Source organism: Cellulomonas phragmiteti, from assembly GCF_016862775.1.
Taxonomy (GTDB): Bacteria; Actinomycetota; Actinomycetes; order Actinomycetales; family Cellulomonadaceae; genus Cellulomonas; species Cellulomonas phragmiteti.
Genome location: NZ_BONP01000022.1, coordinates 21,908 through 48,214, shown reverse-complemented (window position 1 = coordinate 48,214; position 26,307 = coordinate 21,908). Strand labels below are relative to the sequence as shown.

Genomic DNA, 26,307 nt, shown 5'->3' with positions numbered 1-26,307 from the left:
CCCGACCCCGCGCGCAGAGGTGCGGGGTCGGGCGGTGGTCAGTCCCGGGTGATCGGCGGGTGGAGGGTCCGGACGTCGCCCAGGCGGTAGAGCGTGGCCGGGCGGCCCCGACCCTCGGAACGCGTGCGGCCCGTCTCGACCAGCAGGCCCGGCACACCGGTGACCTTGCGGTGGAAGTTGCGGGGGTCCAGCGCCCGGCCCCACACGGCCTCGTAGACCTGCCGGAGGTCCGCGACGGTGAGCTCGGGGCCGCAGAACGCGGCGGCCAGCGGGCTGTACTCCAGCTTGGCGCGGGCACGCTCGAGCCCGTCGGCGAGCAGGCGGTCGTGGTCGAACGCGAGCGGCCGGCGTTGCGCGTCGGCGACGGGGACCCAGGCGGCGCGGGCCGCGTCGGTGCCGGCCACCGGCTCGGGCAGGTCGGGTGCGAGGGCGAGGTAGGCGACGGACACGACCCGCATGCGCGGGTCGCGGTCGGGGTCGCCGTAGGAGCCCAGCTGCTCGAGGTGGCCCGGGACGTCGCGCACCCCGGTCTCCTCGGCGAGCTCGCGCGCGGCGGCGGCGTCGAGGCTCTCCTCGGGGCGGACGAACCCGCCCGGCAGCGCCCAGTGCCCGAGCCACGGCTGCGCGCCGCGCTCGACGAGCAGCACGTGGAGCACGCCGCCGCGCAGCGTGAGGACGACGAGGTCCACGGTCACCGCGAACGGGGGGTAGGCGGCCGGGTCGTACCCAGGAGACGTCATGGCGCCACGATATCTCGTCAGATTGACATGAAGCAAGACAGGGTTTTATCGTCGTCCTGACGCGAATAAGCGTCGTCACCCTCACGAGGAGCGCCGACATGGCCACCATCACCCGCTACCCCGTCGTGCGGCACCTGCGCTCGACCCCCACCGCCCACGTCATGCAGCTCACCGGCGGCCGGCTGCGCCGCTCGGGCGTCGGCCTGGCGTTCTGGTTCCGCCCCCTGACGGCCGTGCTGTCGGAGGTGCCCGTCGACGACCGCGAGCTGCCGCTGGTCGCGCACGCCCGGACGGCCGACCTGCAGGACGTCACCGCGCAGGTCACCGTCAGCTACCGCTTCGAGGACCCTGAGGTCGTCGCACAGCGGCTCGACTTCAGCATCGACCCCACCACCGGACGCTGGACCGCCGACCCGCTGCAGCAGGTCGGGCGGCTGCTCGGCGAGCTCGCCGCCGGGCACGTGATGGACGCGCTGGCGGGCAGCACGCTGCGCGACGCGGTCTCGTCGGGCGCGGGTCCCCTGCGCCACCAGGTCACGGCCGCGCTCGTCGCCGACAAGCGCGTCACCGCCACCGGGCTGCGCGTGCTGGGGGCGCGCGTCAGCTCGGTGCGCGCCGACGCCGACCTCGAGCGCGCGCTGCAGACCCCGGCGCGCGAGGGCGCCCAGGCCGAGGCCGACCGCTCGACGTTCGAGCGGCGCGCGCTGGCCGTCGAGCGCGAGCGTGCGATCGCGGAGAACGAGCTGAACAACCGCATCGAGCTCGCGAGCCGGGAGCAGCAGCTCGTCGCGCAGGAGGGCACCAACGCCCGCGTCCGCGCCGACGAGGCCGCCGCCGCCGCGCTCATCGCGGCCCGTGCCACGGCCGAGCGCCGGCACCTGCAGGCCACGGCCGACGCCCAGGCCACCCGGCTGCAGGGCGAGGCCGACGGCGCCGCCGAGCGGGCCCGCATGGCCGCGCTCGCCGACGTCGACCAGGGCGTGCTGCTCGCCGTCGCGCTGCGCGAGCTCGCCGCGCACCTGCCCGAGATCGGCCAGCTCACCGTCACGCCCGACCTGCTCACCGGGGCGCTCACCGCGCTGACCGCCGGGCGGGGTGAGTGACGTGCCCCTCGCACCCCGGGCGGTCGTCGTGCACCGCCGCTCCGAGCTCGACGAGCTGGTCGACCGGCACGGCACCCGCGGTCAGGTCGAGTTCTTCCTGCGCACGCGCGGGCGCGACCTGGCCGGGGTGCAGGCGCGGCACGACGCGCTGACCGAGACGCTGCGCGAGGTCCGCGCGGCCGTCCCCGCGGACTGGCGCCGCGGGGACGTCGAGCGCGGGGACCTGCACCGGTTCGCGTTCGACCCCGGGGACGTCTGCCTCGTCGTCGGGCCGGACGGCCTGGTCGCCAACACCGCGAAGTACCTGCGCGACCAGCTCGTCGTCGGGGTCGACCCCGAGCCCGGGCGCAACGCCGGCGTCCTCGTGCGGCACCGCGCCGGGCAGGTCGCGGGAGTCCTCGCGGACGTCGCGCGCGGGGCGGTCGCCGTGGAGCCCCAGGCCCTGGTGCGCGGCGCACTCGACGACGGGACCTCGATCGACGCCCTCAACGACGTGTACCTCGGGCACGCCGGCCACCAGTCCGCGCGCTACCGGCTGACCACGCCGGACGGGGACGAGCGGCAGTCGTCGTCGGGCGTCGTCGTGACCACCGGGACCGGGTCGACCGGCTGGGCGACCTCGCTCGCCCGGGGTCGCGCCGACGCACCGGCGCTGCCGGGCCCCGCCGACGACGCGCTCGCCTGGTTCGTGCGCGAGGCCTGGCCCTCGCCGACCACCGGCGCGGCACGCACCGCGGGGCTGCTCACCGCGGGCCAGGAGCTCGCCCTCGTCGCGGAGTCCGACGCGCTCGTGCTCTTCGGCGACGGGCTCGAGGCGGACCGCCTGACGGCGACGTGGGGCCAGACGGTCCACCTGGGGGTGTCCGACCGGCGCCTGCTGCTCGTGGCCCCGTGACCTGGTCACCTCCCGGTCCCCGGCCTCGCCAGGGCCGGACCGACGGCGGGGCTCACTGGTCGACCCCGGGGGCGGAGGAGGCGAATCGTCTCAGGCGCCCTCGTGGTCACCGCTGGTCGGGTCGGGCGTGCCGGGGTGACCGTCCCACGCCACGAGGTACACGCGCCCCGAGGCGTCACGCACGCGCTCGAACCCGCCGCGCAGCTCCCCCTCGCGCGCCCGCTCGGCGTCGGTGGAGGCACGCCCCCGCCGCCGCGGGTCGGTGACCTGCGCCGGACCCAGGAGGTACCGCGCGAGCCAGGCGGTCGCGTCCAGCCGCTCCTTGCGCTGCTTGCTCATCGCGCGCTGCGTCCGCGCGCCGCAGGACTGCCGAGGGTCATGGTCCGAGCCTGCCACGAGATGATCACCGCAGGGTCTGGTGGGCCGGCCGTCGCACGGTGTTGCATGGGCCACGTGACCCCGAGCGACGCACCGGGCACCGACCCGGCCCTCACCCCCGGGTTCCGCGGACGCCCGCGGACCTCCGGGAACGCGCTGCCGCCCGGGCAGTACGAGGTGCGCGACTTCCCGGTGCTGTCCGCCGGGCCGACGCCGAACATCGACACCGCGCACTGGCAGCTCGAGGTCCGCACCGAGGACGACGCGACGTGGCGCTGGTCGTGGGCCGACCTCATGGCCCTGCCGCAGGACGACGTGCTCGTCGACCTGCACTGCGTGACCCGGTGGTCGAAGTTCGGCACCCGGTGGGGCGGCGTGAGCCTGGACGTGCTGCTCGCCGACGTGCCGTCCGCCGCGCAGTACGCGTACGTCACCTGCTACGGCGGGTACACGACCAACCTGCCCGTCGCGGACCTGCTCGGCGGCACGGCGTGGATCGCGCACACCTACGACGGCCGCCCGCTCGAACCGCTGCACGGCGGGCCCGCGCGCCTGCTCGTCCCGCACCTGTACCTGTGGAAGTCGGCCAAGTGGGTGCGCTCGATCACGCTGCTGCGCGACGACATGCGCGGGTTCTGGGAGCGGTACGGGTACCACGACTACGGCGACCCGTGGCGCGAGCAGCGCTACCAGGGCGACTGACGGCCATGACGACGACCGACGCCGGCCCGGCCGGCACCGGACCGGCGGTGGCGCGCCTTGGCGACCGCTTCGCGAGCACGCACGGGTGGCGCCGCGCCACGGTCGTCGACGCGTGGCCCGAGTCGGCCACGGCCCGCACCCTCGTCCTCGACGTGCCCGGCTGGCCCGGTCACCGCGCCGGGCAGCACGTCGACCTGCGTCTGACCGCCGACGACGGCTACACCGCCTCGCGCGCGTACTCGGTGAGCGCCCCCACCGACCCGGCGCACCCGCAGCACGTGCAGGTCACGGTGCAGCGCGTGCTGGGCGGGGAGGTCTCGCCCTACCTGGTGGACGACCTGCCCGTGGGCGCGGGCATCGAGGTCCGCGGCCCGGTGGGCGGCTGGTTCGTCTGGGAGCCGGGCGCCGCGGGCGGTGCCCCCGTGCTGCTCCTCGCCGGCGGGTCGGGCGTCACGCCGCTGGTCGCGATGGTGCGCGCGCGCCGCGCGGCCGGTGACCGGACGCCGTTCCGCGTCCTGTACTCGGTGCGCATGCCGACCGACGCGATGTTCCTCGACGAGCTCACCGGTCCCCGCATCGACGGCGTCGAGGCTGACGTGTGGTTCACGCGCGCGGCACCACCGGACGCACCGCGTGCCGTCGGCCGCATCGGGCTGCGCGACCTCGCACGCCACGGCTGGCCGGCCGACCTGGCGCCCGTCTGCTACGTGTGCGGGCCCACCGGGTTCGTCGAGGCGATGACGCGGATGCTGCTGGTGCTCGGGCACGACGCGGGCGCGATCCGCGCCGAGCGCTTCGGGCCGTCGACGGACTGACCTGCCGGGCGCGGCGCCCCTCAGTGCGCCGCGGCGTGCCCGCGGCGCCTGTGCACCTGGTGCATGACGAGCACGACCACCGCGCCGACCACCAGGCCGATCAGGGCCGAGGCCAGCGTGTTGACGAGCCACGCGAGGAACCCGCCGACGCCCGCGACGCCGTGCACGGCCTCCTCGAGGTGGTGGACGACGTCGTACAGGCCGTGCCAGCCGAGCTCGTCGACGCCGACGAGCAGGATGTGCCCGCCGACCCAGAGCATCGCCGCGATCCCCACGGTCGACAGGACCGCGAGCACCTTGGGCATCGCAGCGACCAGACCCCGCCCGAGCGCGGCCGTGGCCCCGTGCCGGGTCTGCGCGAGACGCAGGCCGATGTCGTCCATCTTGACGATGAGCGCGACGATCCCGTAGACGACGGCGGTGATCGCGATGGCGACGACCACGAGGATGATCGCGCGCGACACCAGGTCCTCGTCGGCGACCTCGTTGAGCGCGATCACCATGATCTCGGCCGACAGGATGAAGTCGGTGCGGATCGCACCGCCGACCATGCGCTTCTCCGCCTCCGGGCCCTGCTCGGGTGCCGGGACCTGCGGCTTCTCGTGGTGCGTGCCGCTGACCGCCTCCCACAGCTTCTCGGCGCCCTCGAACGCGAGGTACGTGCCCCCGACCATGAGGATCGGCGTGAGCAGCCACGGCAGGAACTGGCTGAGCAGCAGCGCGGCCGGGAGGATGAACAGCAGCTTGTTGCGCAGCGAGCCGCGCGCGATCTTCCAGATCATCGGCAGCTCGCGGTTGGCCGTGACGCCCTGCACGTAGCGCGGCGTCACCGCGGTGTCGTCGATGACGACCCCGGCAGCCTTCGCGCTCGCCCGGCCCGCCGCCGCACCCACGTCGTCGACCGACGCGGCCGCGAGCCTCGCGAGCGTCGCGATGTCGTCCAGGAGCGCCGCGAGACCGCCTGCCATGAGCCACCTTCGTCCGTGCCGGGCGCCGTGCCGGGTCGGCTGCGCAGGGAAAGGTTAGGGCCCGCCGGGCGGGAACGCCGCCGCACGCTCAGCCGATGAGCGGTCGACCCTCGGGCCGGCGGAAGAACCGGCCGCGCTCGCGCAGCACGAGCGCGGACGCCAGGGTCACCGGGCCGAGCCGGCCGGCGAACATCAGCACGACGAGCACGATCTGGTGGCCCGCCGCGAGGTCGGCGGTGATGCCCGTCGACAGCCCCACCGTGGCGAACGCGGACACCACCTCGAACAGGACCTCGTCGAGGCTGTACGGGCTCGTCATGGACAGGGCCACGGTCGACACCACGACGGCGGCGACGCTCAGCAGGGCGACCGCGAGCGCCTGCCGGATCGTCCCCGCCATCAGGCGACGGTCGAAGAGGTCGACGTCGGGATCGCCGCGCAGCTCGGCGACGATCGCGAGGAGCAGCACGGCGAACGTGCCGACCTTGATCCCGCCGGCCGTGCCGGCGCTGCCGCCGCCGATGAACATGAGGACGTCGGTGCCCAGCAGCGTGCCGGTGTTCAGCGCCCCGGTGTCGACGCTGTTGAACCCGGCGGTGCGGGGCATCACCGCCTGGAAGACGCCCGCCAGCACCCGGCCGGCGGGGTCGAGCGCCCCCAGGGTGTGGGGGTTCGCCCACTCGGCACCCGTGATGAACACGCTGCCGCCGACGAGCAGGATGCCGGTCATCACCAGCGTGAGCTTGGTGTGGATGCTCCAGCGCCGCGGCCGGCGGTGCTGGCGCAGGATCTCCAGGACGACGGGGAAGCCCAGTCCACCGACGACGACGGCGAGCATGACCGGCACGCAGACCCAGGGGTCGGTGGCGAACCCGACGAGGCTGTCGCTGAAGAGCGCGAAGCCCGCGTTGTTGAACGCCGAGACGGAGTGGAAGACCCCGAGCCACAGGCTCCGGCCGACCGGGTGGCCGTAGGTGGTCGCGAACCGCACGGTCAGGACGAGCGCCACCACGGCCTCGACGGCGAAGCTGACGCGCGCGACGCCGAGGAGCACGGTGCGCACGTCCCCCAGCCCGACGCTCTTCGTCTCCGCGGCCGCGACCATCCGCGAGCCCAGACCCAGCCGTCGGGTGATGACCAGGCCGAGCAGCGAGGCGAGCGTCATGATGCCGAACCCGCCGGCCTGGATGAGGACGAGGATGACGGCCTGACCGAACGGCGACCAGAACGTCGGGGTGTCGACGACCGCCAGACCGGTGACGCACAGCGCCGACGTCGCGGTGAACAGCGCCTCGAGGGGTCCGGCGCTGCCGCCACCTGCCCGCGCCACGGGGAGCATGAGGAGCGCAGCCCCGACGAGGACGCCACCGGCGAAGCCGGCGACGAGGGTGCGCCCCGGGTTCCGCAGCGCCCGCCGCGAACGTCGCGGACCGCCGCCCTGCGACTCGGAGGACGCGAGGAGGCCGTCGAAGATCACTGCCATGGCGGGGGGTGCCTTGTCTGCGCGCGCGCGGACCGCGGCCCACGGCACCGCCGGATCGGCTGGTGCGGCGTCCGAGCGTAGGTTCCGCCCGGCGGTCGCGGCAGGGACGAACCGGTCTCGGGGCGTCAAGATTTCATCAGGAAACCTGGCGACCGCCGGCCGGGACGCGCGTCCACCCGCGCGGTCCGCGGCCCCCGGGTGTGCGAGCCTGGGCGGCATGCCGAGCTGGACCCACTCGCGGGACGCCGCACTGGGCGTCGTCCGGGGCGGGGTGACGCCGACCCGCCGGTGGACCGGCCTCGGGCTCGTCGTGGTGGGCCTGCCGCTCACGACGGCGGCGCTGCTGACGGTCCGCGGGCAGGTGGCGCTCGGCAGCGTGCTGCTGGTGCACCTGCTGGTCGTCGTCGTCGTGTCGGCCGTCGGTGGGCTGCTGCCCGGCCTGGTGGCCGCGGCCGCGTCGGTGACCCTGGCCAACTGGTACTTCACGCCCCCGTTCCACACCCTCGCGGTCGAGCGGCAGGACGTGCTCATCGAGCTGGTCGTGTTCGCGGCGGCCGCGGTCGTCGTCGCGGCGACGGTCGAGCTCGCCGCCCGCGACCGGCTGCGGTACCGGCACGCGCTCGACGTCCAGGAGGCACGCACCCGCGAGCTGGCCGCGCAGGACCGGACGCGCGCGGCGCTGCTCGCCTCCGTCGGGCACGACCTGCGCACGCCGCTGGCGAGCACGAAGGCCGCGGTGAGCAGCCTGCGGCAGCGGGACGTCACGTGGCCCGAGCCCGCGCGCGCCCAGCTGCTCGCCACGATCGAGGAGTCGACCGACCGGCTGACGCGGCTGGTCGCGAACCTGCTCGACATGACCCGGCTGCGGTCCGACGCGGTGACGGCGCAGGTCCGGCCCGTCGCGCTCGACGAGGTCGTGTCCCGCGCGGTGCTGCACGAGCACCGGTCGAGCGTGGACGTCCTCGTCGCCGACGACCTGCCCCTCGTCCTGGCCGACCCGGGTCTGCTCGAGCGCGTCGTGGAGAACCTCGTGGAGAACGCGGTGCGCTTCAGCCCGCCCGGCACCCGCGTCGAGGTGCGGGCCGACCTGCACGAGGACGGGTCGGGCGGGTCACCGACGGTCGCGCTGCACGTGGTCGACCACGGCCCGGGGATCGCGCCGGAGCGCCGCGCCGAGGTGTTCGTCGCGTTCCAGCGGCTCGACGACCGGGACGCGGGCTCCCACGTCGGTCTCGGCCTGGCGATCGCCCAGGGCTTCACCGAGGCGATGGGTGCCCGGCTCACGCCGTCGACGACACCGGGCGGTGGGCTGACCATGACCGTGCTGCTGGGTGCGGCGTGACGCGGCTGCTCCTCGTCGAGGACGACGAGGCCCTGGTCAGCACGCTGCGGCTCACGCTGCCGGCGCACGGGTTCGACGTGCACGCCACCGGGCGCGGCGGCGACGCGCTCGTGCTCGCGCGCACGTTCCAGCCGGACGTGGCCATCGTCGACCTGGGCCTGCCCGACGTCGACGGCCTCGACGTCGTGCGCGCGCTGCGCGCCGAGTCCGACCTGCCCGTCCTGGTGCTGTCCGCGCGGGACGCCCAGCACGACAAGGTCGGCGCCCTGGACGTCGGGGCCGACGACTACGTGACCAAGCCGTTCGGCATGGACGAGCTCCTGGCCCGCCTGCGCGCGGCCCTGCGGCGCGCCTCCCCCGCGGACCGCGTCATCGTCTTCCGCACCGACCACCTGGTGATCGACCGGACGGCGCGCCGCGTCGAGCGGGACGGCGAGCAGGTGCACCTCACGCCGACCGAGTGGGGTGTGCTGGAGGCGCTGCTGCGCTTCCCCGGCCGCGTCGTCACGCAGCGTGACCTGCTGCACGACGTGTGGGGCTCGCAGTACGTGGACGAGGTGGCGTACCTGCGCGTCTACGTCGCCCAGCTGCGCCGCAAGCTGGAGGTGCTCCCCGCGGCGCCCCGGCACCTGCTCACCGAGCCGGGCGTGGGGTACCGCTTCGAGCCGTGAGGCTCACCGCAGCTCGGCGGTGGCCCACCAGCGGACCGTGGCGAGCGCACCGAGCAGGCCGACCGGCAGGGGTAGCAGCAGCTGCAGCGGCGTGACGGCGTCGGCGGCCGCCTGGCCGCCCATCCCGGCCCACAGCCCGGGCGTCGCCCACGGGAACCACGCCCCGGCGCCGGCCACGGTCGCGACCTGGGTGACGACCACGATCCCGAGCAGGGCGCCGACGCCCGGCAGGTAGCCCCGCCGGACGCTGGCGACCAGCGCCAGGGGCAGCGTCAGCACCGCCATGAGGAGCGCCACCACGAGCGCACGACCCCCCGCGCGCAGGCCCGCGCCGTCCGGCGGCCCGAGCCCGATGAGCAGGCCCAGCACCACGGCGAGCGCCACGGTCGCGACCGCGCACAGGACCGCGCCGAGCAGGACGGTGGCCAGCTTGGCCCGCGCGATCGCCGCCGGGGGCGTCGGCAGGGCCTGGAGGCTCGCGATGGTGCCGTCGGTGAACTCCCGCCCCACGGTCCAGGCCACGACGACGCCCACCGCGAGCAGCACCCCGACGGACAGGATCTGCCCGAGCATGCCCAGGTACGCCTCCCAGCCGGTGCCCTGCAGCATGGGACGGACCTTGACCGCCATCTGGCTGTCACCGTCGCCGAGGCCGACGGCGGTGAACGCCGCGGTCAGCGCGCACGTCCCCAGGACGAGCGCGAGCGCGGACGTGCGCGCGACCGACGACCGGCGCAGCTTGAGCAGCTCGACGTCCCACGCGGCGCCGGTCACGCGCCGCTCCCCGTCGAGGCGTCGCAGGCCGCCGCAGCGTCCGCGGCGTGCACCATCGCGAAGAACTGCCGCTCCAGGTCGACGCCCTCGGGCGCGAGGCCGCCGACGACCCGTCCGCGGTGCAGGACGGTGATCCGGTCGGCCGTGCGGGCGACCTCGTCGAGGTGGTGGCTGGAGACCAGGACGCCCGATCCCGCGTCCCGGGTGCGGCGCAGCCAGGCGCGCACGAGCACGACCCCGGCGGGGTCGAGCGCCGTCGACGGCTCGTCCAGGACCAGCAGCCGCGGCGCGTGGACCGCCGCGCAGGCCAGGCCGAGGCGTTGCCGGTTGCCCATCGACAGCGTGCCGGTGCCGCGGTGCGCCCAGCGCTGCAGCTCGAGCGCCTCCACCACGCGACGCGCTGCCGGCACCGCCGCCGACGCCGGCATGCCGCGCAGGCGGGCGGCCGCCACGACCATCTCGGTCACCGTGAGCTCGGGGTACGCGAACGGCGTCTCGACGAGGTGCCCCACGGCAGCCCAGACCTCGGCGGGCGCGTGCCACGCCTCGACGGCGTCCGTGCCGGGCAGCCGCAGGTGCACCGACCCGGCAGCCGGCCGCAGCATCCCCAGCGCGAGCCGCATCAGCGTGGACTTGCCCGCGCCGTTGAGGCCGACGATCGCGTGGATCTCGCCGGACCTGACGGTGAGGTCGATCCCGTCCACGGCGCGGTCGTCCGCGAACGCGCGCCGCACCGCGCGCACGTCCAGCAGGACGTCGCCGGCAGGGCCGCCGCCGCTCACGACGCCTCCTCGGGGGGCGGACCAGCCGGTGCCAGGTACGCCAGGGACCGGGCGATGATCGGGCCGAGCTCGCACGGGCCGGGCTGGCGCCCCCACGTCAGCAGCCCCTCCATCAGGGCCGAGAGGCACGCGCTGGTCGCCACCCGGGCCTCGAGCGGTGGCACGCCGTCGTCCTCGAGCGCCGTGACGACGAGCTCCCCGGTGCGCTGGTTGTTCTGCCACGCCCGGGCCATGAGCCCCCGGTGTCCGGCGATCAGCCGCACGCGGGCCCGCGTCTCCTCCTCCGTCGGCTCCGGCAGCGCGGCCCACGCGGCCGCGATCCCCCGCCGGACCCGCTCGAGCGCCGGCAGGGCGCGGTCCTGGGCGAGCACCGCGTCGGCGATCACCTCGTCGTACGGGTCGTCGAGGACGACGTCCTCCTTGGTGGCGAAGTGCCGGAAGAACGTCATGTGCGAGACACCGGCGGCTGCGGCGACCTGGTCGACCGTCGTCGCGTCGAAGCCCTGCGCGACGAACAGCTCGAGGGCGGCCGCGCGCAGCCGTTCTCGGGTGCCGGCGGATCGACTCACACCCCGGATGTTAGCGACTAACATCCGGGGTGAGAAGCCGGGGTCAGGACGAGACGTCCCGCCGCCCGAGGCCCGCCGTCGCCACCGCGGCCAGCACCAGCGCGGTGGCCGCCGTCGCGACGAGCGCACCCACCGAGACGGACTCGGACGGGACCCGGGCCACGAGCGCGAACGGTGCCGCGTCCAGCACGGCGTCGGGCAGCCGGAACAGCGGGCCGTACAGGCCCACGAGGATCGACGCCACCAGCAGGGCCCAGACCCACCATGTGCCGGCCCGCCACCCGTGCGCGACCGCCGCGAGCCCGGCGAAGCACAGCACCAGCGGCAGGTAGGCCAGGCTCCCGACGGCGAACGGGCCCGCCAGGCCCGGGTCGCCCACCGACACGGCCGCTCCGGCGCCGAGGCCCAGCCCCGACACGAGCAGGAGCGCCGCGGACCCGACGACCGTCACCAGCAGCGACCCGCGCAGCCACGCCGGTCGGCTCACCGCCGTGGCGAGGACGACACCCGTACGCCCCTCGTCCTCCTCCCGGCCCAGCCGGTTGACGGAGACGACCGCGTAGACAGCGACCGCCATCGCGAAGAACGTGAGGAACGCGGAGAGCGTGGAGCCCAGGACGTCGTCGGCGGAGGCCCCGCCGAACACCTCGGCGAGCTGCGGCTGGGCCTCGAAGCTGTCGACGATGCCCTGCGCCATGGACCCGGTGAGGACGGCGAACACCCCCAGGCCGACACCCCACCAGGCGATCGCCGCGCGCTCGGTGCGCCACGTCAGCCCGACCGGGCTCAGGAGCGTGCGGCGGGCGTCCGCACGGCCCCGACGCGCCGCGACCAGACCGGCCCCCACGTCACGGCGCGCCGTCAGCGCGAACGCCGCCACGACCAGGACCACGCACAGCGCGACACCGAGCAGCAGCGGCCACCAGCGCAGGTCGACGAAGGCCCGGGTCTGCTGCGCCCACCCGATCGGGGACGCCCACGACAGCGCGCTGCCGCCCTGCTGCGCGGCGTCGCCGACGCCGCGCAGCACGTACGCGAGGCCGAGCAGGCCACCGGCGGCGCCGGAGGCCGTCCGCGCGTGCTCGCTCAGCTGGGCCGTCACGGCGGCCACACCACCGAAGACCAGGCCGACCACGGCCACGCCGGCGGCCACGGCCCCGGAGTCGACCGGCGCGAGTCCGTTGGCGAGCAGCGCACCGAGCAGCACCAGCGCGACCGCGGCGTTCGCAACCACGAGGAGCACCAGCGCCGCCGCCAGCGGGGCGTCGCGACCCACGACGCCCGCGCGCACCAGGTCGGCGCGCCCGGCCTCCTCCTCCGCCCGGGTGTGGCGCACCACGAGGAAGATCGACATGACCGCCACCGCGACGGCGACCATGCCGAGCATCTCGTTGGCGAGCAGGACACCGAAGGTGTAGTCGTCGAGCCCGTAGCCCGGCCCGGTCATGAACGCCCCGGACGGCTCCTTCATGATCTCGGCGCGGGTCTGCAGCGCCGCCGCGTCGGGGTAGGCGACGGGGATGGCGGCCCCGAAGTACGCGATCAGACCACCGACGGCGAGCGCCCACACCGGGATCCGGACACGGTCGCGACGCAGGCCGACGGCCACGAGCCGGCCGGTCCCGACCCACGGCGTGCTCGATCGAGCGCCGCGCTGCGCGCGGGGCTCACGTGCCGGAGCGAGCGCCGTCACCGTGCACCACCGGTGGGCACCGCGTCGTCCGTGGCGGCGGTGCCGTAGTGGTGGACGAACAGCTCCTCGAGGGTCGGCGGGGTGACGACCAGGTTGCTCATCCCGGCCGCGGCCAGCGCCGCCATGACCGACGACAGCGCGTCGTCGTCGACGGTGAACGTCAGCTGGCCGCCGTCGGACGCCACGTCGTGCACGCCCACGATCCCGTCGAGGGCGGCAGGCGGCAGCGCGGTGGTGACCCGCACGTTGCTGCGGGTCAGGTGACGCAGGTCGCGCAGCGTGCCGCTCTGCACGGCCCGCCCGGCCCGGATGATCGTGACGCGGTCGCAGAGCTTCTCGACCTCGGCGAGGATGTGGCTCGAGAGCAGGACGGTCGTGCCGCGCCCGACGGCCTCGGCGACGCACTCCTGGAACGCGAGCTCCATCAGCGGGTCCAGGCCCGAGGTGGGCTCGTCGAGCACGAGCAGCTCGACGTCGCCGGCCAGCGCGGCGACCAGGGCGACCTTCTGCCGGTTGCCCTTGGAGTACGTCCGCGTCTTCTTGGTGGGGTCGAGGTCGAAGCGCTCGAGGAGCTCGGCCTTGCGGGTGCGGTCGAGCGGGCCGCGCAGGCTCGCGAGGAGGTCGATGACCTCGCCGCCGGTGAGCTTGGGCCACAGGTTGACCTCGCCGGGCACGTACGCGAGGCGCCGGTGGAGGTCGACCGCGTCGGCCCAGGGGTCGCCGCCGAGCAGCCGGGCCGTCCCGGCGTCGGCGCGCAGCAGGCCGAGCAGCACCCGGATGGTCGTGGACTTCCCGGCGCCGTTGGGGCCGAGGAACCCGTGGACCTCCCCGGGGGCCACGGTGAGGTCGAGCTCGTCCAGCGCGCGCACGGCGCCGAAGGACTTGGTCAGGGCACGGACCTCGATGACGGGGGACGAGCTGGTGGGGCTGGGCATGGCGTCACGCTCTCTGCAGGGGGTCGACGGGTGGACGACGACGGGCAGCGGCGGGCTGCCCGTCAGGCGCTGCGGTCAGCGCCGTCCTCCTGCGGCGGGTCGCCGACGTAGAGCAGGTAGGCCTCGAGCATGCGGTTGTCGGTCATGAGACCGTGCGTGAACAGCTCGATCGCGGGCAGCATCATCCGGTCGCGGTGCCGGTGGAGGATCCCCTCCACGTCGGTGGGGTCGTCCGGCGGGTGCAGCGTCATCTCGAGCAGCAGGGCGCCGAGGCCCTGCAGGGTGAGGTAGCGGGCGCGGGCCTTCTCGTCCCGGCTCGGGCGCATCGACCCGGCGGCGACCGCCTCGGCGATGTAGACCTCGGCGTCCGCGACGAAGTGCTCGACGAACTCCCGGGCGAGCTCACCGCCCGCCTGCATGCTGCGCAGCGCGTACCCCACGAGGGGCGCGTAGCGGTCCATGGCGGCCAGCTGCAGCAGCAGGTCCTGGGCGCTGCCCGTGACGAGCGCCTGCTCCTTCGCCTCGCGGATCTGGCGCAGGACGTGCGCGTCGCACGCGGCCCGCAGCCCGTCCTTGGAGCCGAAGTGGTGCACGATCAGCGCCGCGCTCACGCCGGCGTCCTCGGCGATCACGCGCAGCCCGACCCGGAAGCCCTCGCGCGCGTAGCGCACGACCGCGGCGTCGCGTATGCGCGCGCGCGTGGTGAGGTCCGGGTCGGGACCCGGGTCCGCCAACTCGCTTGAACGCATGTTCCATAGACTAAACAAGCGTTCAGCGGCGGCGCAAGGCCTGTCGTCAGCGGCGCCGGGGGGCGCGGTCCTGCAGGAGCTCGCGCACGTGGGAGGCCGTCGGCACCCGCCCGCAGAGCACGACCTCGTCGTCGACCACCAGACCCGGGGTGCTCAGCACCCCGTAGGACGCGATCACCTCGTAGTCGGTGACCCGGACCACCTGCGCCGGGAGACCGAGCGTCGCCAGCGCCTCGTCGACCATGCGCTCCAGGGCCTGGCAGCCGCCGCACCCGGGCCCGAGGATCTTGATCTTCACGGCGCGCTCCCCTCGCCTCGCGGAGCGCCCGCCCCTCCGGCGCCGGGCAGCGCGACACCCGCCCCGACGTCCTCCGCGACGACCACACCGGCAACGTAGGACGGCCCCCGCCCCGCACCGCGGGACGAAGGTCCACGATGTCGGACGCTCGCACAGATCGTGCTCCAGCCGTCGGCGCCGGTTCCGGCGCCGTTCACCTCGAGTTCAGACGGATCGCGTTCTCTCTGTCCTGTCCACATGACGAGGTCCCGGCCCGCCCGGGGCCGACACGAGACGGGAACACCAGTGTTCAGACTTGCGAACCGCACCGCGGCCGCCTTCACGGCGACCGGCGCCGTTCTCCTGCTCGCCGCGTGCGGTGGCCAGGACAACACGTCCGCCGCGCCGTCGGGTGAGAGCGACGGGGGAAGCCTGAGCGGTCAGGTCGTCATCGACGGCTCCTCGACCGTCGAGCCGCTGAGCTCGGCTGCCGCCACCCTGTTCCGCGACGTCGAGCCCGGCGTGAACGTCACCGTCGCGACCTCCGGCACCGGCGGCGGCTTCAAGCGCTTCTGCGCCGACGAGACCGACATCTCCGACGCCTCCCGTCCGATCAAGGACGAGGAGGCCGCGGAGTGCGAGGCGAACGGTGTCGAGTACACCGAGATCGTCATCGCCAACGACGGCCTGTCCGTCGTCGTGAACCCCGAGAACGACTGGATCGACTGCATCACGGTCGAGCAGCTCGGCACCATCTGGTCCCCGGAGTCCGAAGGCACCGTGATGTCGTGGGCCGACGTCGACCCCTCGTTCCCTGACGAGCCGCTGGAGCTGTACGGCGCCGGCACCGACTCGGGCACGTTCGACTACTTCACCGACGCGGTCAACGGCGAGGAGGGCGCGGTCCGCACGGACTACACGCCGTCCGAGGACGACAACCTCACCGTCCAGGGCGTCTCCGGCGCCGTCGGCGGGATGGGCTTCTTCGGCCTGAGCTACGCCGAGGAGAACGCCGACTCGGTCAAGCTCCTCGAGGTCGACAACGGCGCCGGCTGCGTGTCGCCGACCTCGGAGACCGTGCAGGACGGCTCGTACGAGCCGCTGGGGCGTCCGCTGTTCATCTACGTCAACAACGCGAAGTACGCGGAGAACGCGGCGCTGCGGGCGTTCGTCGACTTCTACCTGGAGAACGAGGAGCAGATCGCGGCCGACGCCCTGTTCATCGACCTCACCGAGGAGCAGGCGAAGACCGCGCAGGACGAGCTCGCCTCCCTCGTCGGCTGACGAGTCCCAGGACTCTCACCATGACGACGCTGCGCACGACTCCGGCAGGGGCGGCCACCACGCCGCCCCTGCCGGGGGCGCCCTCCCTGACGGGCCGACCCCGACCGCTCGAGACCGTGGTGCGCTGGATCCTGCGCGCCGCCGCCGCGCTCTCGGTCGTCATCACGATCGGCATCGTGATCTCGCTGCTCGGCCCGGCCCTCGCGTTCTTCCGCGAGGTCCCGGTGCTCGACTTCCTCACCGGCACGCGCTGGGCCCCGCAGTTCGCCGACAAGTCGTTCGGCGTGCTGCCCCTGGTGACCGCGACGGCGTGGACGACGTTCATCGCGCTGCTGGTGGCCGTCCCGTTCGGCCTCGGCGCGGCCATCTACCTCGCGGAGTACGCGCGGCCCGGGGTGCGACGCACCCTCAAGCCGATCCTCGAGCTGCTCGCGGGCGTGCCCACCGTCGTCTTCGGGTTCTTCGCCCTCAGCTTCGTCGCCCCGGTCCTGCTGCGCGGACTCCTGGGGATCCAGGTCGGGACGTTCTCGATCCTCGCGGCCGGCCTGGTCATGGGCTTCATGATCATCCCCACCATCGCGTCCCTCTCGGAGGACGCGATGACGGCCGTGCCGCAGGCGCTGCGGCAGGGCTCCGCGGCCCTGGGCGCGAACCGCATGCAGACGACGCTGCGCGTCGTCCTGCCCGCCGCGCTGTCCGGGATCGTCGCCGCCGTGGTCCTCGGGATCTCCCGGGCCATCGGCGAGACGATGATCGTCGCGATCGCGGCCGGCGCACGTCCGCAGATGGTGACCGACCCCACGATGGAGGGCGCCACCATGACGGGCTTCATCGCCCGCATGGCCCTCGGGGACTCCCGCATCGGCTCGCTGCAGTACAACACCCTCTTCGCCGTCGGCCTCCTGCTGTTCGTGCTCACGCTCGCCGTGAACCTCGTGGCCATCCAGCTGGTCCGGCGCTTCCGGCAGGAGTACTGATGACCACCACGACGACGACCACGACCACGCCGCACCAGCGGCTCGCCACGGACGGCCGCTCGCGCGAGCGCAACCCGCGCTCGGTGATCTTCCTCGTCGCGCTCTGGCTGAGCCTCTTCATCGCGCTGCTGACGCTGCTCACCCTCATCGTGTCGACGTTCATCGACGGCGCGGGACGGCTCGACTCGCGGCTCTTCACCGAGTTCCCGTCCTCGCGACCGCAGCAGGCCGGCGCCCGGCCGGCGATCCTCGGCTCCCTGTGGGTGATCGGCACGACCGCCGTCCTGGCGATCCCGCTCGGCATCGCCGCCGCGGTCCACCTCGAGGAGTTCGCCGACCGGCACAGCCGGTTCAACCGGTTCGTCGAGGTCAACATCCAGAACCTCGCGGCGATCCCCTCGATCATCTACGGCATGCTCGCCGTCGGCTTCCTCGGGCTGCTGGGCGTCGCCAACAAGAACATCGTCATCGGCGGGGCCGTCGCGCTCGCGCTGCTCATCCTGCCCGTCGTCATCATCTCGACGCGTGAGGCGCTGCGGGCCGTCCCGCGCGAGCTCCGGCAGGGCTCGCTGGCGCTGGGGGCGACGGGGCTGCAGACGACGTGGCGCATCACCCTGCCCGCGGCGATCCCCGGCATCTCCACCGGGACGATCCTCGCGCTGTCCCGCGCGCTCGGCGAGGCCGCCCCGCTGCTGCTGCTCGGTGCGCTGGTCTTCGTCTCGTTCGACCCCAACGGCCTGTTGAGCGGCTTCACGACCATGCCCATCCAGATCTTCGGGTGGACCAACAACCCGCAGGCGGAGTTCCGCGAGCTCGCCGCGGCGGCCTCCCTGCTGCTCGTCGGGATCCTCCTGGCGATGAACGCCCTCGCGATCGTCATCCGCAACCGCTACCAGCGGCGCTGGTGACGTCCTCCTCCCCGCCGACGTCCTCTCGACCGGAGCCCTCATCATGAACCCCACTGACCGAACCCTCGAGCCCTCCGTCAAGGAGGCTCCGGCCCACGCCGCCCCGACCACCGCGCCCAGCGCACGGTGGCGGGAGGAGCGGGTCACGAAGGACGCCCCGACCCCGGTCCTGGAGTGCGTGGACGTCGACGTGCGCTACGGCGGGTTCGTGGCGGTGCGCGACGTCTCGCTCCCCTTCGGGCACAACGAGATCACGGCGCTCATCGGCCCCTCCGGGTGCGGCAAGTCGACGATCCTGCGCTCGCTCAACCGCATGAACGACCTGGTCGACGGCGCACGGGTCGACGGCAAGGTCCAGTACTGGGGGCAGGACATCTACGGCCCGGGCGTCGACCCGATCGAGGTGCGCCGGCGGATCGGCATGGTCTTCCAGAAGCCGAACCCGTTCCCCAAGTCGATCTACGACAACGTCGCCTACGGTCCGCGCGTCACCGGCATGGACGTCGACTCGATGGACGACCTCGTCGAGCAGACCCTGCGCCGGGCCGCCCTGTGGGACGAGGTCAAGGACAAGCTCAAGCAGAGCGCCTACGGCCTGTCCGGCGGGCAGCAGCAGCGCCTGTGCATCGCCCGCACGATCGCGGTCGAGCCCGACGTCATCCTCATGGACGAGCCGTGCTCGGCCCTGGACCCGATCGCCACGCTCCGCATCGAGGAGCTCATGGTGGAGCTGCGCGACCGGTACACGATCGTCATCGTCACCCACAACATGCAGCAGGCCGCGCGCATCGCCGACAGGACCGCCTTCTTCACGGCGGACGTCGACGAGACGTCGGGCGACCGCACCGGGGTCCTGGTCGAGTTCGACCTGACGTCGAAGATCTTCGAGAACCCGTCGGACAGCCGGACCGAGGACTACATCACCGGCCGGTTCGGCTGAGCCTGCGTCCGGGAGCGACGAGCACCTCAGGGGGCGGACGAGGATGACGACGACGGTGTCGCCTCGGCATCGGACGGGTGCGGCGTACCGCAGCGACACGGTGCGGGCGTGGTTGCGGGCCGCGGTCCCGGGCCGGCTGGGCATCGTGGACCGCGCGCTCGCGGCCGACGACCCGGTGGTCGAGGCGCTGCGGGGCTGCGGCCTCGACGTGACGGTGCACCAGGACGAGCTGACCGCGCTGGTCCACCTGGCCACGACCGGGCCGGACGTCGTGCTGGTGTCGGCGACGACACCGAGCGACGCCGACCGCTTCGTCTCGGTGGTCCGCGAGGCGATCGGCTGCCCCGTGCTCGTGGCCTGGTCACCCGGCCAGGAGGACGTGCTGCGGACCGCGGTGGCCGCGGGCGCGCACCCGGGGGTGGGCCTGCCCTACCACCTGGACGAGGTGCTCGTCGCGCTGCGCCCGTACTGGCCGGCCTCCGCACCGGGCTCCCCCACGATCCGGGTCGCCGACCTCGTCCTCGACCCGGACGGCTACCAGGCGCGGCTGACCGGCCGTGCGCTGGACCTGACGACGATCGAGTTCCGCACGCTTGCGCTGCTGGCCGCACGGGCGGACCGCGTCGTCAGCCGCAGCGCGCTGACCGCGGCGCTGTGGCCCTCGGTCGGGGACCCGGACGGGGCGATGGCCGCCACCGTCACCCGCCTGCGGCGCAAGCTCACGGCCGCGGGCGCGGGGCCGGCGATCTCGACGCTGCGGGGCGTGGGCTACCGCCTCGAGACGCACCTGCTGCGCGTCGGTCCGCCGGCGCCCGTCGCTGACGCACCACCGGCTTGACCGCTACTTCGACATCCGTCAATATCGACACGTGCCGATACAGCCAGCCGTCGACCACCCGCCCGCGCCCGCCAGGGCGGGCCGCCTGTCCACCCTGGACCGGTGGCTGCCCGCCTGGATCGGGCTGGCCATGGTGGCGGGTCTCGCGCTCGGCCGGTTCGTCCCGGCGCTCGCCGACCTGCTCGCGCACCTCGAGGTCGGCGGGGTCTCGGTCCCCATCGGGCTCGGCCTGCTCGTGATGATGTACCCGGTGCTGGCGAAGGTCAGGTACGACCGCGTCAGCGCCGTCACGGGCGACAAGCGGCTGCTGGTCAGCTCCCTGGCGCTGAACTGGCTGGTCGGCCCCGCGCTCATGTTCACCCTCGCGTGGGTCTTCCTGCCCGACCTGCCGGAGTACCGGACCGGCCTGATCATCGTGGGCCTGGCCCGCTGCATCGCGATGGTCGTCATCTGGAACGACCTCGCCTGCGGGGACCGCGAGGCCGCCGCAGTGCTCGTCGCCGTCAACTCGGTCTTCCAGGTCGTCGCGTTCTCGCTGCTCGGGTGGTTCTACCTCACCGTCCTGCCGGGCTGGCTCGGCCTGGACACCCAGGGCCTCGACGTCTCGGTCGGGCAGATCGCGGTCAACGTGCTCGTCTTCCTGGGCGTCCCGCTCGCCGCGGGGTTCGCGTCCCGCCGCATCGGCGAGCGCAGCCGGGGACGCGACTGGTACGAGGCACGCTTCGTGCCCCGCGTCGCACCGTGGGCCCTCTACGGCCTGCTCTTCACGATCGTCCTGCTCTTCGCCCTGCAGGGGGACGCCGTCACGCGCAACCCCCTGGACGTGGCCCGCATCGCCCTGCCCCTGCTCGCGTACTTCGCGGTCATGTGGGGGGTCGGGATCGCCTCCGGCAAGGCCCTCGGCCTGGGCTACGCGCGGTCGACGACGCTGGCGTTCACGGCGGCCGGCAACAACTTCGAGCTCGCGATCGCCGTCGCGATCGGCACGTTCGGCGCGACGTCCGGGCAGGCGCTGGCCGGCGTGGTCGGACCGCTGATCGAGGTCCCCGTGCTCGTGGGCCTCGTGTACGTCTCGCTGTGGGTGGCGCGGCGCTGGTTCGCGACCGACCCCTACGCCGAGTCGGTCACCCCGCGGACCGCCCCGTGACCACCACCTCGCCGCGGCCGGCGGTCCTCGACGACGGGTGCACCCCGGCACCGCACGTGCTCGCGATGGGCACGGACGCCGCCGACCGGCTCGCCGCCGTGCTCAAGGCGCTCGCCGACCCGCTGCGCCTGCGCGTGGTGTCGCTGATCACCGCCAGCCCGACCGGCGAGGCGTGCGTGTGCGACATCGCCACCCTCGCCGACGTCTCCCAGCCCACGGTCTCGCACCACCTCAAGGTCCTCAAGGACGTCGGCGTGCTGACGTCCGAGCGGCGCGCGACCTGGGTGTACTACCGCCTCGCACCGCAGGTGCGCGGCGCCGTCGCCACGCTGCTGGACTCGTTCGCCCCCGCCGCCGTCGAGCCCGCGCGCGACGCCGGGACAGGGCTGCGGGACACGGACGCGGTGCTCGACCGGGTCGCCGCCCGGCTCACCGCCGAGTTCCCCGACGCCTCCGCGCCGACCGTGCAGCTCCTGGTGCGCGAGTCGTACGCGTCCCTCGCCCGCACGGCCACCGTCGGCGCGCACCTCGTGGTCAACGCCGAGCGATTCGCCCGGCAGCGGCTGACCGACCGCGCCCGGCCGGCCGGTGACACCCGCCCCCACGTGCTGTTCGTCTGCGTGGCCAACGCGGGCCGCTCCCAGCTGGCCGCCGCGCTGCTGCGCCACCACGCGGGCGACCGGGTCGTCGTGCGCTCCGCGGGCTCGGCACCCGCTGCCGCCGTGCACACGGGCGTCATGCCCGCGCTCGCCGCGCTCGGTGCGGACGACTCGGCCTTCCCCAAGCCGTTGACCGACGACGCCGTGCGCGCCGCCGACGTCGTGGTGACCATGGGCTGCGGCGACACCTGCCCGGTGCTGCCCGGCACGCGGTACGAGGACTGGGCGGTCGGCGACCCCGCGCTCGCCTCCCCCGAGGGCGTCGCCGCGATCCGTGACGAGCTCGACCGACGGGTCCGCGCCCTGGTGGCCGACCTGCTGCCGGCCGACTGACCCCTGCGACCGACCCACCGACCGACACCGATGAGACGAGGACCCACCATGACGTCCACGACGCCCAGCGCCCTGTTCGTGTGCGTGCACAACGCCGGCCGTTCGCAGATGGCGGCCGGCTACCTGCGCCACCTGTCCGGCGGCGCCGTCGAGGTCCGCTCCGCCGGGTCGATGCCGGCCGAGCAGATCAACCCGACGGCGGTCGCGGCGATGCTCGAGGAGGGCATCGACATCCGGGCCGAGGTCCCCCAGGTCCTCACCGACGAGGCCGTCCAGGCGTCCGACGTCGTCATCACCATGGGGTGCGGCGACGCGTGCCCGTTCTACCCTGGTAAGCGCTACGAGGACTGGAAGCTCGACGACCCGGCCGGCCAGGGCATCGAGGCCGTCCGGCCGATCCGCGACGAGATCCGCACCCGCGTGCTCGGACTCCTGGAGTCGCTCGGCGTCACGCCGGTGACGACACCGAGCGCCCCCTGAGGCTGCGGCCCGCAGGACCCCGGTGGCGTCCTGCGGCACTCTCCCGCGCCGGTAGAGTTGGCGGGATGACTGCCGGAGGTGAGCGCGTGAGGGTCGACCACAAGCAGATCGGTGAGGTCGCCGAGCGCACCCGGCTGTCCCTGCGCACCATCCGGTACTACGAGGAGGTCGGTCTCGTCGTCCCCTCGGCGCGCTCGCAGGGCGGGTTCCGGCTGTACTCCGAGGCCGACATCGCCCGCCTGCAGCTGGTCCGCCGCATGAAGCCGCTGGACTTCTCCCTCGAGGAGATGCGCGAGCTGCTGCAGACGATCGACGCCCTCACGGACACCGCGACGCCGGAGCCCGAGCGCGCACCGCTGGTCGACCGTCTCGAGATGTTCCGGCTGGCCGTCGAGGAGCGCTGCGCGAGCCTGCGGCAGCAGCTCGCCAACGCCGAGGCCTTCGCCGGGGAGCTGCGCACCGAGCACGCCCGCCACGGGGGTGGGTCGCCAGCGTGACCTCGACGACCGACCACCACGGCGACACGCCGGCACCCCGCCGCAGCATCGCCGTCATCTCCCACCCCGACGCCGGCAAGTCGACGCTCACCGAGGCGCTCGCGCTGCACGCGCACGCCATCTCGCGCGCCGGCGCGGTGCACGGCAAGGCCGGCCGCGGCGGGGTCGTCTCGGACTGGCAGGAGATCGAGCAGAAGCGCGGGATCTCGATCTCGTCCGCCGCCCTGCAGCTGCAGTTCGAGGACACGGTGATCAACCTCCTCGACACCCCCGGGCACGCCGACTTCTCCGAGGACACCTACCGGGTGCTCACGGCGGTCGACTGCGCCGTCATGCTGCTCGACGCCGCCAAGGGCCTCGAGCCGCAGACCCTCAAGCTCTTCGAGGTGTGCCGCACGCGCGGTGTGCCCGTGCTGACCTTCGTCAACAAGTGGGACCGTCCGGGCAAGGACGCCCTGGAGCTCTGCGACGAGCTCGAGCAGCGCATCGGCCTCGTCGCGGCACCGGTGACGTGGCCCGTGGGCGAGGCGGGCCGCCTGCGTGGCCTGCTGGACCCGCGCACCGGCGACGTGACGACCTACCACCGCGCACCCGGTGGTGCCACGCTCGCCGAGGAGCGGCACCTCACGCCGGACGACGCCGCCCGCGAGCTCGGTGACGACGTGACCGACGCCGTCGACCAGGCCGGGCTGCTGCCCGCACCGGACGTCGAGTCGTTCCTCGCCGGACGCACCACTCCCCTGCTGTTCGGCGTCGCCCTGACCAACATCGGTGTCCGCGGGCTGCTGGAGGCCGTCCGCCGGTTCGCACCCGCACCCGGGCCCCGGGTCACCACCGACGGGCGTGCCCGTGACGTCGACGCCCCGTTCAGCGCCGTCGTGTTCAAGGTGCAGGCCGGCATGGACCGCCAGCACCGCGACCAGGTCGCGTTCATCCGCGTCGTGTCGGGGACCTTCGAGCGGGGCATGCCCGTCGTCCACGCCCAGACCGGCCGCTCGTTCGCCACCAAGCACGCCGCCACCGTCTTCGGTCGCGACCGCGAGATCGTCGAGACCGCGTACCCCGGCGACGTCGTCGGCCTGGTCAACGCCACCGCCCTCGCGGTCGGCGACACCCTGTACGACCCCCAGGGCCCGCCCGCGGTGTTCCCCCCGATGCCCGCGTTCCCGCCCGAGCACTTCGTCACCGCACGTCCCGCCGACCCCGGCCGCGCCAAGCAGTTCCGCAAGGGGATCGCCCAGCTCGCCCACGAGGGCGTCGTGCAGCTGCTGGTCTCACCGGACCGCGGCGACGGCGAGCCGATCCTCGGTGCGGTCGGGCCCCTGCAGTTCGAGGTCGTCGCCTTCCGCATGGAGCACGAGTTCGGTGCCCCCGTGCGCACGCAGCCGTTGTCCTACGGGCTCGCCCGGCTCGCCACCGACGCGGACGTCGCCGCGCTGGCCGGAGCCCGGGGTGTCGAGGTCGTCACGCGCGCCGACGGTGCGCGACTCGCGCTGATGCGCGACCGTTGGGTCCTGCAGGCGCTGCGCCGCGACCGCCCCGGACTCGCCCTGCCCGAGCTGCTCGTCGGCGCCGCCTGACCGCGCCGTCCCGTCCTGCGCGACACCCGCGCCCCGACCTTCCGTGGCCGTGTCGGCCACCGCTGTCCAGAGGAGAACCATGAACCGAACACCACAGGGCCGGCTCCCCGCGCTGCCCAAGCGCGGCCTGCGCGTCACGCCGTTGGGCGGACTGGGCGAGATCGGACGGAACATGACCGTCCTAGAGCACGCGGGCCGCCTGCTCGTCATCGACTGCGGCGTGCTCTTCCCCGAGGAGGACCACCCGGGCGTCGACGTGATCCTGCCCGACTTCAGCTCGCTCGCCGACCGCTGGCAGGACATCGACGCGATCGTGCTCACGCACGGGCACGAGGACCACATCGGCGGGGTCCCGTACCTGCTGCGCGAGCGGACGGACATCCCGGTCCTCGGCTCGCGCCTGACGCTCGCCTTCGTCACCGCCAAGCTGGTCGAGCACCGGCTGACGCCCGCCACCGTCGAGGTCGCCGCCGGCGACCGCCTGACGATCGGCGCCTTCGACCTCGAGTTCGTCGCCGTCAACCACTCGATCCCCGACGGCCTGGCCGTCGCGGTGCGCACGCAGGCCGGCATGCTCGTCAACACCGGCGACTTCAAGATGGACCAGTTCCCGCTCGACGGGCGCCTGACGGACCTGCGGCACCTGGCCCGCCTCTCCGACGAGGGCATCGACATGTTCCTCGTCGACTCCACGAACGCCGAGGTGCCGGGCTTCACGATCTCCGAGCGCGACCTGACGCCCGCGATCGGCGAGGTGTTCGCCACGACGAAGCGCCGCGTGGTCGTCTCGAGCTTCGCCAGCCACGTCCACCGCATCCAGCAGGTGGTCGACGCCGCCGTCGAGCACGGCCGCAAGGTGGGGTTCGTCGGCCGGTCGATGGTGCGCAACATGAAGATCGCGCAGGACCTCGGCTACCTCACGATCCCCGACGGCGTCGTCGTGGACCCCAAGCAGCTCGAGCGCATGCCCGACCACAAGGTGGCGTACGTGTGCACCGGGTCCCAGGGCGAGCCGCTCGCCGCGCTGTCGCGCATGGCCCGCGGCGAGCACCAGATCGAGGTCGGGGAGGGCGACACGGTCCTGCTGGCCTCCTCGCTCATCCCCGGCAACGAGACGGCGATCTACCGCGTCATCAACCGGCTGACGGACCGCGGCGCCCGCGTCGTGCACAAGGGCAACGCCCGCGTCCACGTCTCCGGCCACGCGAGCGCCGGTGAGCTCGTCTACCTCTACAACATGCTGCGCCCCCGCAACGTCCTGCCCATCCACGGCGAGGCCAAGCACCTGCGTGCGAACGCGGACCTGGCCCTGCGCACGGGCATGGCACCGGAGAACGTCCTCGTGGCGCACGACGGTGACGTCATCGACCTCGTGGACGGCACGGCCAAGGTGGTCGGACGCGTGGCCGCGGCCGAGGTGTACGTCGAGGACGGCGTCGTCGGTCGCACCGACGAGCGCCTGCTCGCGCAGCGCCGCGAGCTGCGCGACGGGGGCGTGGTGACGGTCGTCGCGGTCGTCGACTCCGACGCCGCGACCCTCGCCGAGCCGGTCGAGCTGCTCTCCACGGGCGTCGCGCACGCCGCCGACGCCCAGGGCGCGGTCGACAAGGCGATCCGGCAGGCGCTGTCCCAGGCGCCGGCGGCCACGTTCACCGACGCCGACGCCCTCGACGCCCTGGTGCGCCGGGCGGCCGAGCGCGTGCTGCGGCGCCGTGGTGGCCCGCAGCCGGTCGTCGTCGCGGTGACCGTCGAGGCCTGAGACCCGACGACGAAGGGCTCCGTGACGTG

Annotated in this window: 28 protein-coding genes; 17 read left to right on the top strand and 11 right to left on the bottom strand. The window is 74.1% G+C overall.

Annotation, left to right across the window (positions count from 1 at the left end; all coding sequences use genetic code 11):
* Nucleotides 1-38: 38 nt before the first annotated feature.
* A complete protein-coding gene (locus Cph01nite_RS15240) occupies nucleotides 39-740 on the bottom strand; it encodes an NUDIX hydrolase (RefSeq protein ID WP_203675544.1) in 702 nt (233 codons plus the stop codon).
* Nucleotides 741-838: 98 nt separating this feature from the next.
* On the opposite strand from Cph01nite_RS15240, the gene Cph01nite_RS15235 reads away from it, so the two are divergent.
* Together Cph01nite_RS15235 and Cph01nite_RS15230 are read left to right on the top strand one after the other, a co-directional pair.
* A complete protein-coding gene (locus Cph01nite_RS15235; RefSeq protein ID WP_203675543.1) occupies nucleotides 839-1,843 on the top strand; it encodes an SPFH domain-containing protein in 1,005 nt (334 codons plus the stop codon).
* Nucleotide 1,844: 1 nt separating this feature from the next.
* Nucleotides 1,845-2,738: a diacylglycerol kinase catalytic domain-containing protein gene (locus tag Cph01nite_RS15230; protein WP_203675542.1), complete on the top strand. Its 894-nt coding sequence runs from the start codon at nucleotides 1,845-1,847 to the stop codon at nucleotides 2,736-2,738.
* Nucleotides 2,739-2,828: 90 nt separating this feature from the next.
* On the opposite strand, the gene Cph01nite_RS15225 is transcribed toward Cph01nite_RS15230, so the two are convergent.
* Complete coding sequence (locus tag Cph01nite_RS15225) at nucleotides 2,829-3,077, bottom strand: hypothetical protein (protein WP_203675541.1); 249 nt, start codon at nucleotides 3,075-3,077, stop codon at nucleotides 2,829-2,831.
* 105 nt (nucleotides 3,078-3,182) lie between these two features.
* Here Cph01nite_RS15225 and Cph01nite_RS15220 point away from each other — a divergent pair, with 105 nt between their 5' ends.
* Nucleotides 3,183-3,818, top strand: a complete 636-nt coding sequence (locus Cph01nite_RS15220) for a sulfite oxidase-like oxidoreductase (RefSeq protein WP_203675540.1) — start codon at nucleotides 3,183-3,185, stop codon at nucleotides 3,816-3,818.
* A 5-nt stretch (nucleotides 3,819-3,823) separates the two neighbouring features.
* Nucleotides 3,824-4,633: an FAD-binding oxidoreductase gene (locus tag Cph01nite_RS15215; protein ID WP_203675539.1), complete on the top strand. Its 810-nt coding sequence runs from the start codon at nucleotides 3,824-3,826 to the stop codon at nucleotides 4,631-4,633.
* A gap of 20 nt (nucleotides 4,634-4,653) precedes the next feature.
* Here the strand turns inward: Cph01nite_RS15215 and Cph01nite_RS15210 are convergent, their stop codons facing one another.
* Nucleotides 4,654-5,601, bottom strand: a complete 948-nt coding sequence (locus tag Cph01nite_RS15210) for a DUF808 domain-containing protein (protein ID WP_203675538.1) — start codon at nucleotides 5,599-5,601, stop codon at nucleotides 4,654-4,656.
* An 88-nt stretch (nucleotides 5,602-5,689) separates the two neighbouring features.
* On the bottom strand, nucleotides 5,690-7,084 hold the full coding sequence (locus tag Cph01nite_RS15205; protein WP_203675537.1) for a TrkH family potassium uptake protein: 1,395 nt from the start codon (nucleotides 7,082-7,084) through the stop codon (nucleotides 5,690-5,692).
* A 217-nt stretch (nucleotides 7,085-7,301) separates the two neighbouring features.
* On the opposite strand from Cph01nite_RS15205, the gene Cph01nite_RS15200 reads away from it, so the two are divergent.
* Together Cph01nite_RS15200 and Cph01nite_RS15195 are read left to right on the top strand one after the other, a co-directional pair.
* A complete protein-coding gene (locus Cph01nite_RS15200; RefSeq protein WP_203675536.1) occupies nucleotides 7,302-8,426 on the top strand; it encodes an ATP-binding protein in 1,125 nt (374 codons plus the stop codon).
* Entirely contained in the window at nucleotides 8,423-9,097 is a 675-nt protein-coding gene (locus Cph01nite_RS15195; RefSeq protein WP_203675535.1) for a response regulator, read from the top strand. The genes Cph01nite_RS15200 and Cph01nite_RS15195 overlap by 4 nt, the downstream gene beginning before the upstream one ends.
* A 3-nt stretch (nucleotides 9,098-9,100) precedes the next feature.
* Here the strand turns inward: Cph01nite_RS15195 and Cph01nite_RS15190 are convergent, their stop codons facing one another.
* The 7 genes from Cph01nite_RS15190 to Cph01nite_RS15160 form a co-directional block, all read right to left on the bottom strand.
* The gene (locus Cph01nite_RS15190; protein ID WP_203675534.1) at nucleotides 9,101-9,871 is read right to left on the bottom strand and encodes an ABC transporter permease; all 771 of its coding nucleotides are present in this window, start codon (nucleotides 9,869-9,871) and stop codon (nucleotides 9,101-9,103) included.
* Nucleotides 9,868-10,653, bottom strand: coding sequence for an ABC transporter ATP-binding protein (locus Cph01nite_RS15185; RefSeq protein WP_203675533.1), 786 nt, complete (start codon nucleotides 10,651-10,653; stop codon nucleotides 9,868-9,870). The genes Cph01nite_RS15190 and Cph01nite_RS15185 overlap by 4 nt, the downstream gene beginning before the upstream one ends.
* On the bottom strand, nucleotides 10,650-11,222 hold the full coding sequence (locus tag Cph01nite_RS15180) for a TetR family transcriptional regulator (protein ID WP_239069293.1): 573 nt from the start codon (nucleotides 11,220-11,222) through the stop codon (nucleotides 10,650-10,652). The genes Cph01nite_RS15185 and Cph01nite_RS15180 overlap by 4 nt, the downstream gene beginning before the upstream one ends.
* Nucleotides 11,223-11,265: 43 nt before the next feature.
* Nucleotides 11,266-12,915, bottom strand: coding sequence for an ABC transporter permease (locus tag Cph01nite_RS15175; RefSeq protein ID WP_203675531.1), 1,650 nt, complete (start codon nucleotides 12,913-12,915; stop codon nucleotides 11,266-11,268).
* Nucleotides 12,912-13,850, bottom strand: a complete 939-nt coding sequence (locus tag Cph01nite_RS15170; RefSeq protein WP_203675530.1) for an ABC transporter ATP-binding protein — start codon at nucleotides 13,848-13,850, stop codon at nucleotides 12,912-12,914. The genes Cph01nite_RS15175 and Cph01nite_RS15170 overlap by 4 nt, the downstream gene beginning before the upstream one ends.
* A 62-nt stretch (nucleotides 13,851-13,912) precedes the next feature.
* Nucleotides 13,913-14,599, bottom strand: a complete 687-nt coding sequence (locus tag Cph01nite_RS15165) for a TetR/AcrR family transcriptional regulator (protein WP_203675529.1) — start codon at nucleotides 14,597-14,599, stop codon at nucleotides 13,913-13,915.
* Nucleotides 14,600-14,645: 46 nt separating this feature from the next.
* A complete protein-coding gene (locus tag Cph01nite_RS15160; RefSeq protein ID WP_203675528.1) occupies nucleotides 14,646-14,897 on the bottom strand; it encodes a thioredoxin family protein in 252 nt (83 codons plus the stop codon).
* 285 nt (nucleotides 14,898-15,182) lie between these two features.
* On the opposite strand from Cph01nite_RS15160, the gene Cph01nite_RS15155 reads away from it, so the two are divergent.
* The 11 genes from Cph01nite_RS15155 to Cph01nite_RS15105 all read left to right on the top strand — a co-directional run bounded on the left by Cph01nite_RS15155 (nucleotide 15,183) and on the right by Cph01nite_RS15105 (nucleotide 26,278).
* Entirely contained in the window at nucleotides 15,183-16,160 is a 978-nt protein-coding gene (locus Cph01nite_RS15155) for a PstS family phosphate ABC transporter substrate-binding protein (RefSeq protein WP_239069292.1), read from the top strand.
* Between the two features lie 20 nt (nucleotides 16,161-16,180).
* Nucleotides 16,181-17,137 carry a phosphate ABC transporter permease subunit PstC gene (gene pstC / locus Cph01nite_RS15150; RefSeq protein ID WP_203675526.1) on the top strand — a complete coding sequence of 319 codons (957 nt, stop codon included), beginning with the start codon at nucleotides 16,181-16,183 and terminating at the stop codon, nucleotides 17,135-17,137.
* Nucleotides 17,137-18,045, top strand: coding sequence for a phosphate ABC transporter permease PstA (gene pstA / locus Cph01nite_RS15145; protein WP_203675525.1), 909 nt, complete (start codon nucleotides 17,137-17,139; stop codon nucleotides 18,043-18,045). The genes pstC and pstA overlap by 1 nt, the downstream gene beginning before the upstream one ends.
* Nucleotides 18,046-18,214: 169 nt before the next feature.
* The gene (gene pstB, locus Cph01nite_RS15140; RefSeq protein WP_275407409.1) at nucleotides 18,215-18,985 is read left to right on the top strand and encodes a phosphate ABC transporter ATP-binding protein PstB; all 771 of its coding nucleotides are present in this window, start codon (nucleotides 18,215-18,217) and stop codon (nucleotides 18,983-18,985) included.
* Nucleotides 18,986-19,040: 55 nt separating this feature from the next.
* Nucleotides 19,041-19,823: a winged helix-turn-helix transcriptional regulator gene (locus Cph01nite_RS15135; protein WP_203675523.1), complete on the top strand. Its 783-nt coding sequence runs from the start codon at nucleotides 19,041-19,043 to the stop codon at nucleotides 19,821-19,823.
* A gap of 31 nt (nucleotides 19,824-19,854) precedes the next feature.
* Complete coding sequence (gene arsB / locus Cph01nite_RS15130; RefSeq protein WP_373307591.1) at nucleotides 19,855-20,970, top strand: ACR3 family arsenite efflux transporter; 1,116 nt, start codon at nucleotides 19,855-19,857, stop codon at nucleotides 20,968-20,970.
* Nucleotides 20,967-21,962 carry a metalloregulator ArsR/SmtB family transcription factor gene (locus tag Cph01nite_RS15125; RefSeq protein ID WP_373307590.1) on the top strand — a complete coding sequence of 332 codons (996 nt, stop codon included), beginning with the start codon at nucleotides 20,967-20,969 and terminating at the stop codon, nucleotides 21,960-21,962. The genes arsB and Cph01nite_RS15125 overlap by 4 nt, the downstream gene beginning before the upstream one ends.
* A 48-nt stretch (nucleotides 21,963-22,010) precedes the next feature.
* Complete coding sequence (locus Cph01nite_RS15120; RefSeq protein ID WP_203675522.1) at nucleotides 22,011-22,442, top strand: arsenate reductase ArsC; 432 nt, start codon at nucleotides 22,011-22,013, stop codon at nucleotides 22,440-22,442.
* Between the two features lie 86 nt (nucleotides 22,443-22,528).
* Entirely contained in the window at nucleotides 22,529-22,939 is a 411-nt protein-coding gene (locus tag Cph01nite_RS15115; RefSeq protein WP_239069291.1) for a MerR family transcriptional regulator, read from the top strand.
* On the top strand, nucleotides 22,936-24,519 hold the full coding sequence (locus Cph01nite_RS15110; protein ID WP_203675520.1) for a peptide chain release factor 3: 1,584 nt from the start codon (nucleotides 22,936-22,938) through the stop codon (nucleotides 24,517-24,519). Before Cph01nite_RS15115 ends, Cph01nite_RS15110 begins: the two co-directional genes overlap by 4 nt.
* A gap of 79 nt (nucleotides 24,520-24,598) precedes the next feature.
* Nucleotides 24,599-26,278, top strand: a complete 1,680-nt coding sequence (locus Cph01nite_RS15105) for a ribonuclease J (protein WP_203675519.1) — start codon at nucleotides 24,599-24,601, stop codon at nucleotides 26,276-26,278.
* The last annotated feature ends 29 nt before the right edge of the window (nucleotides 26,279-26,307 follow it).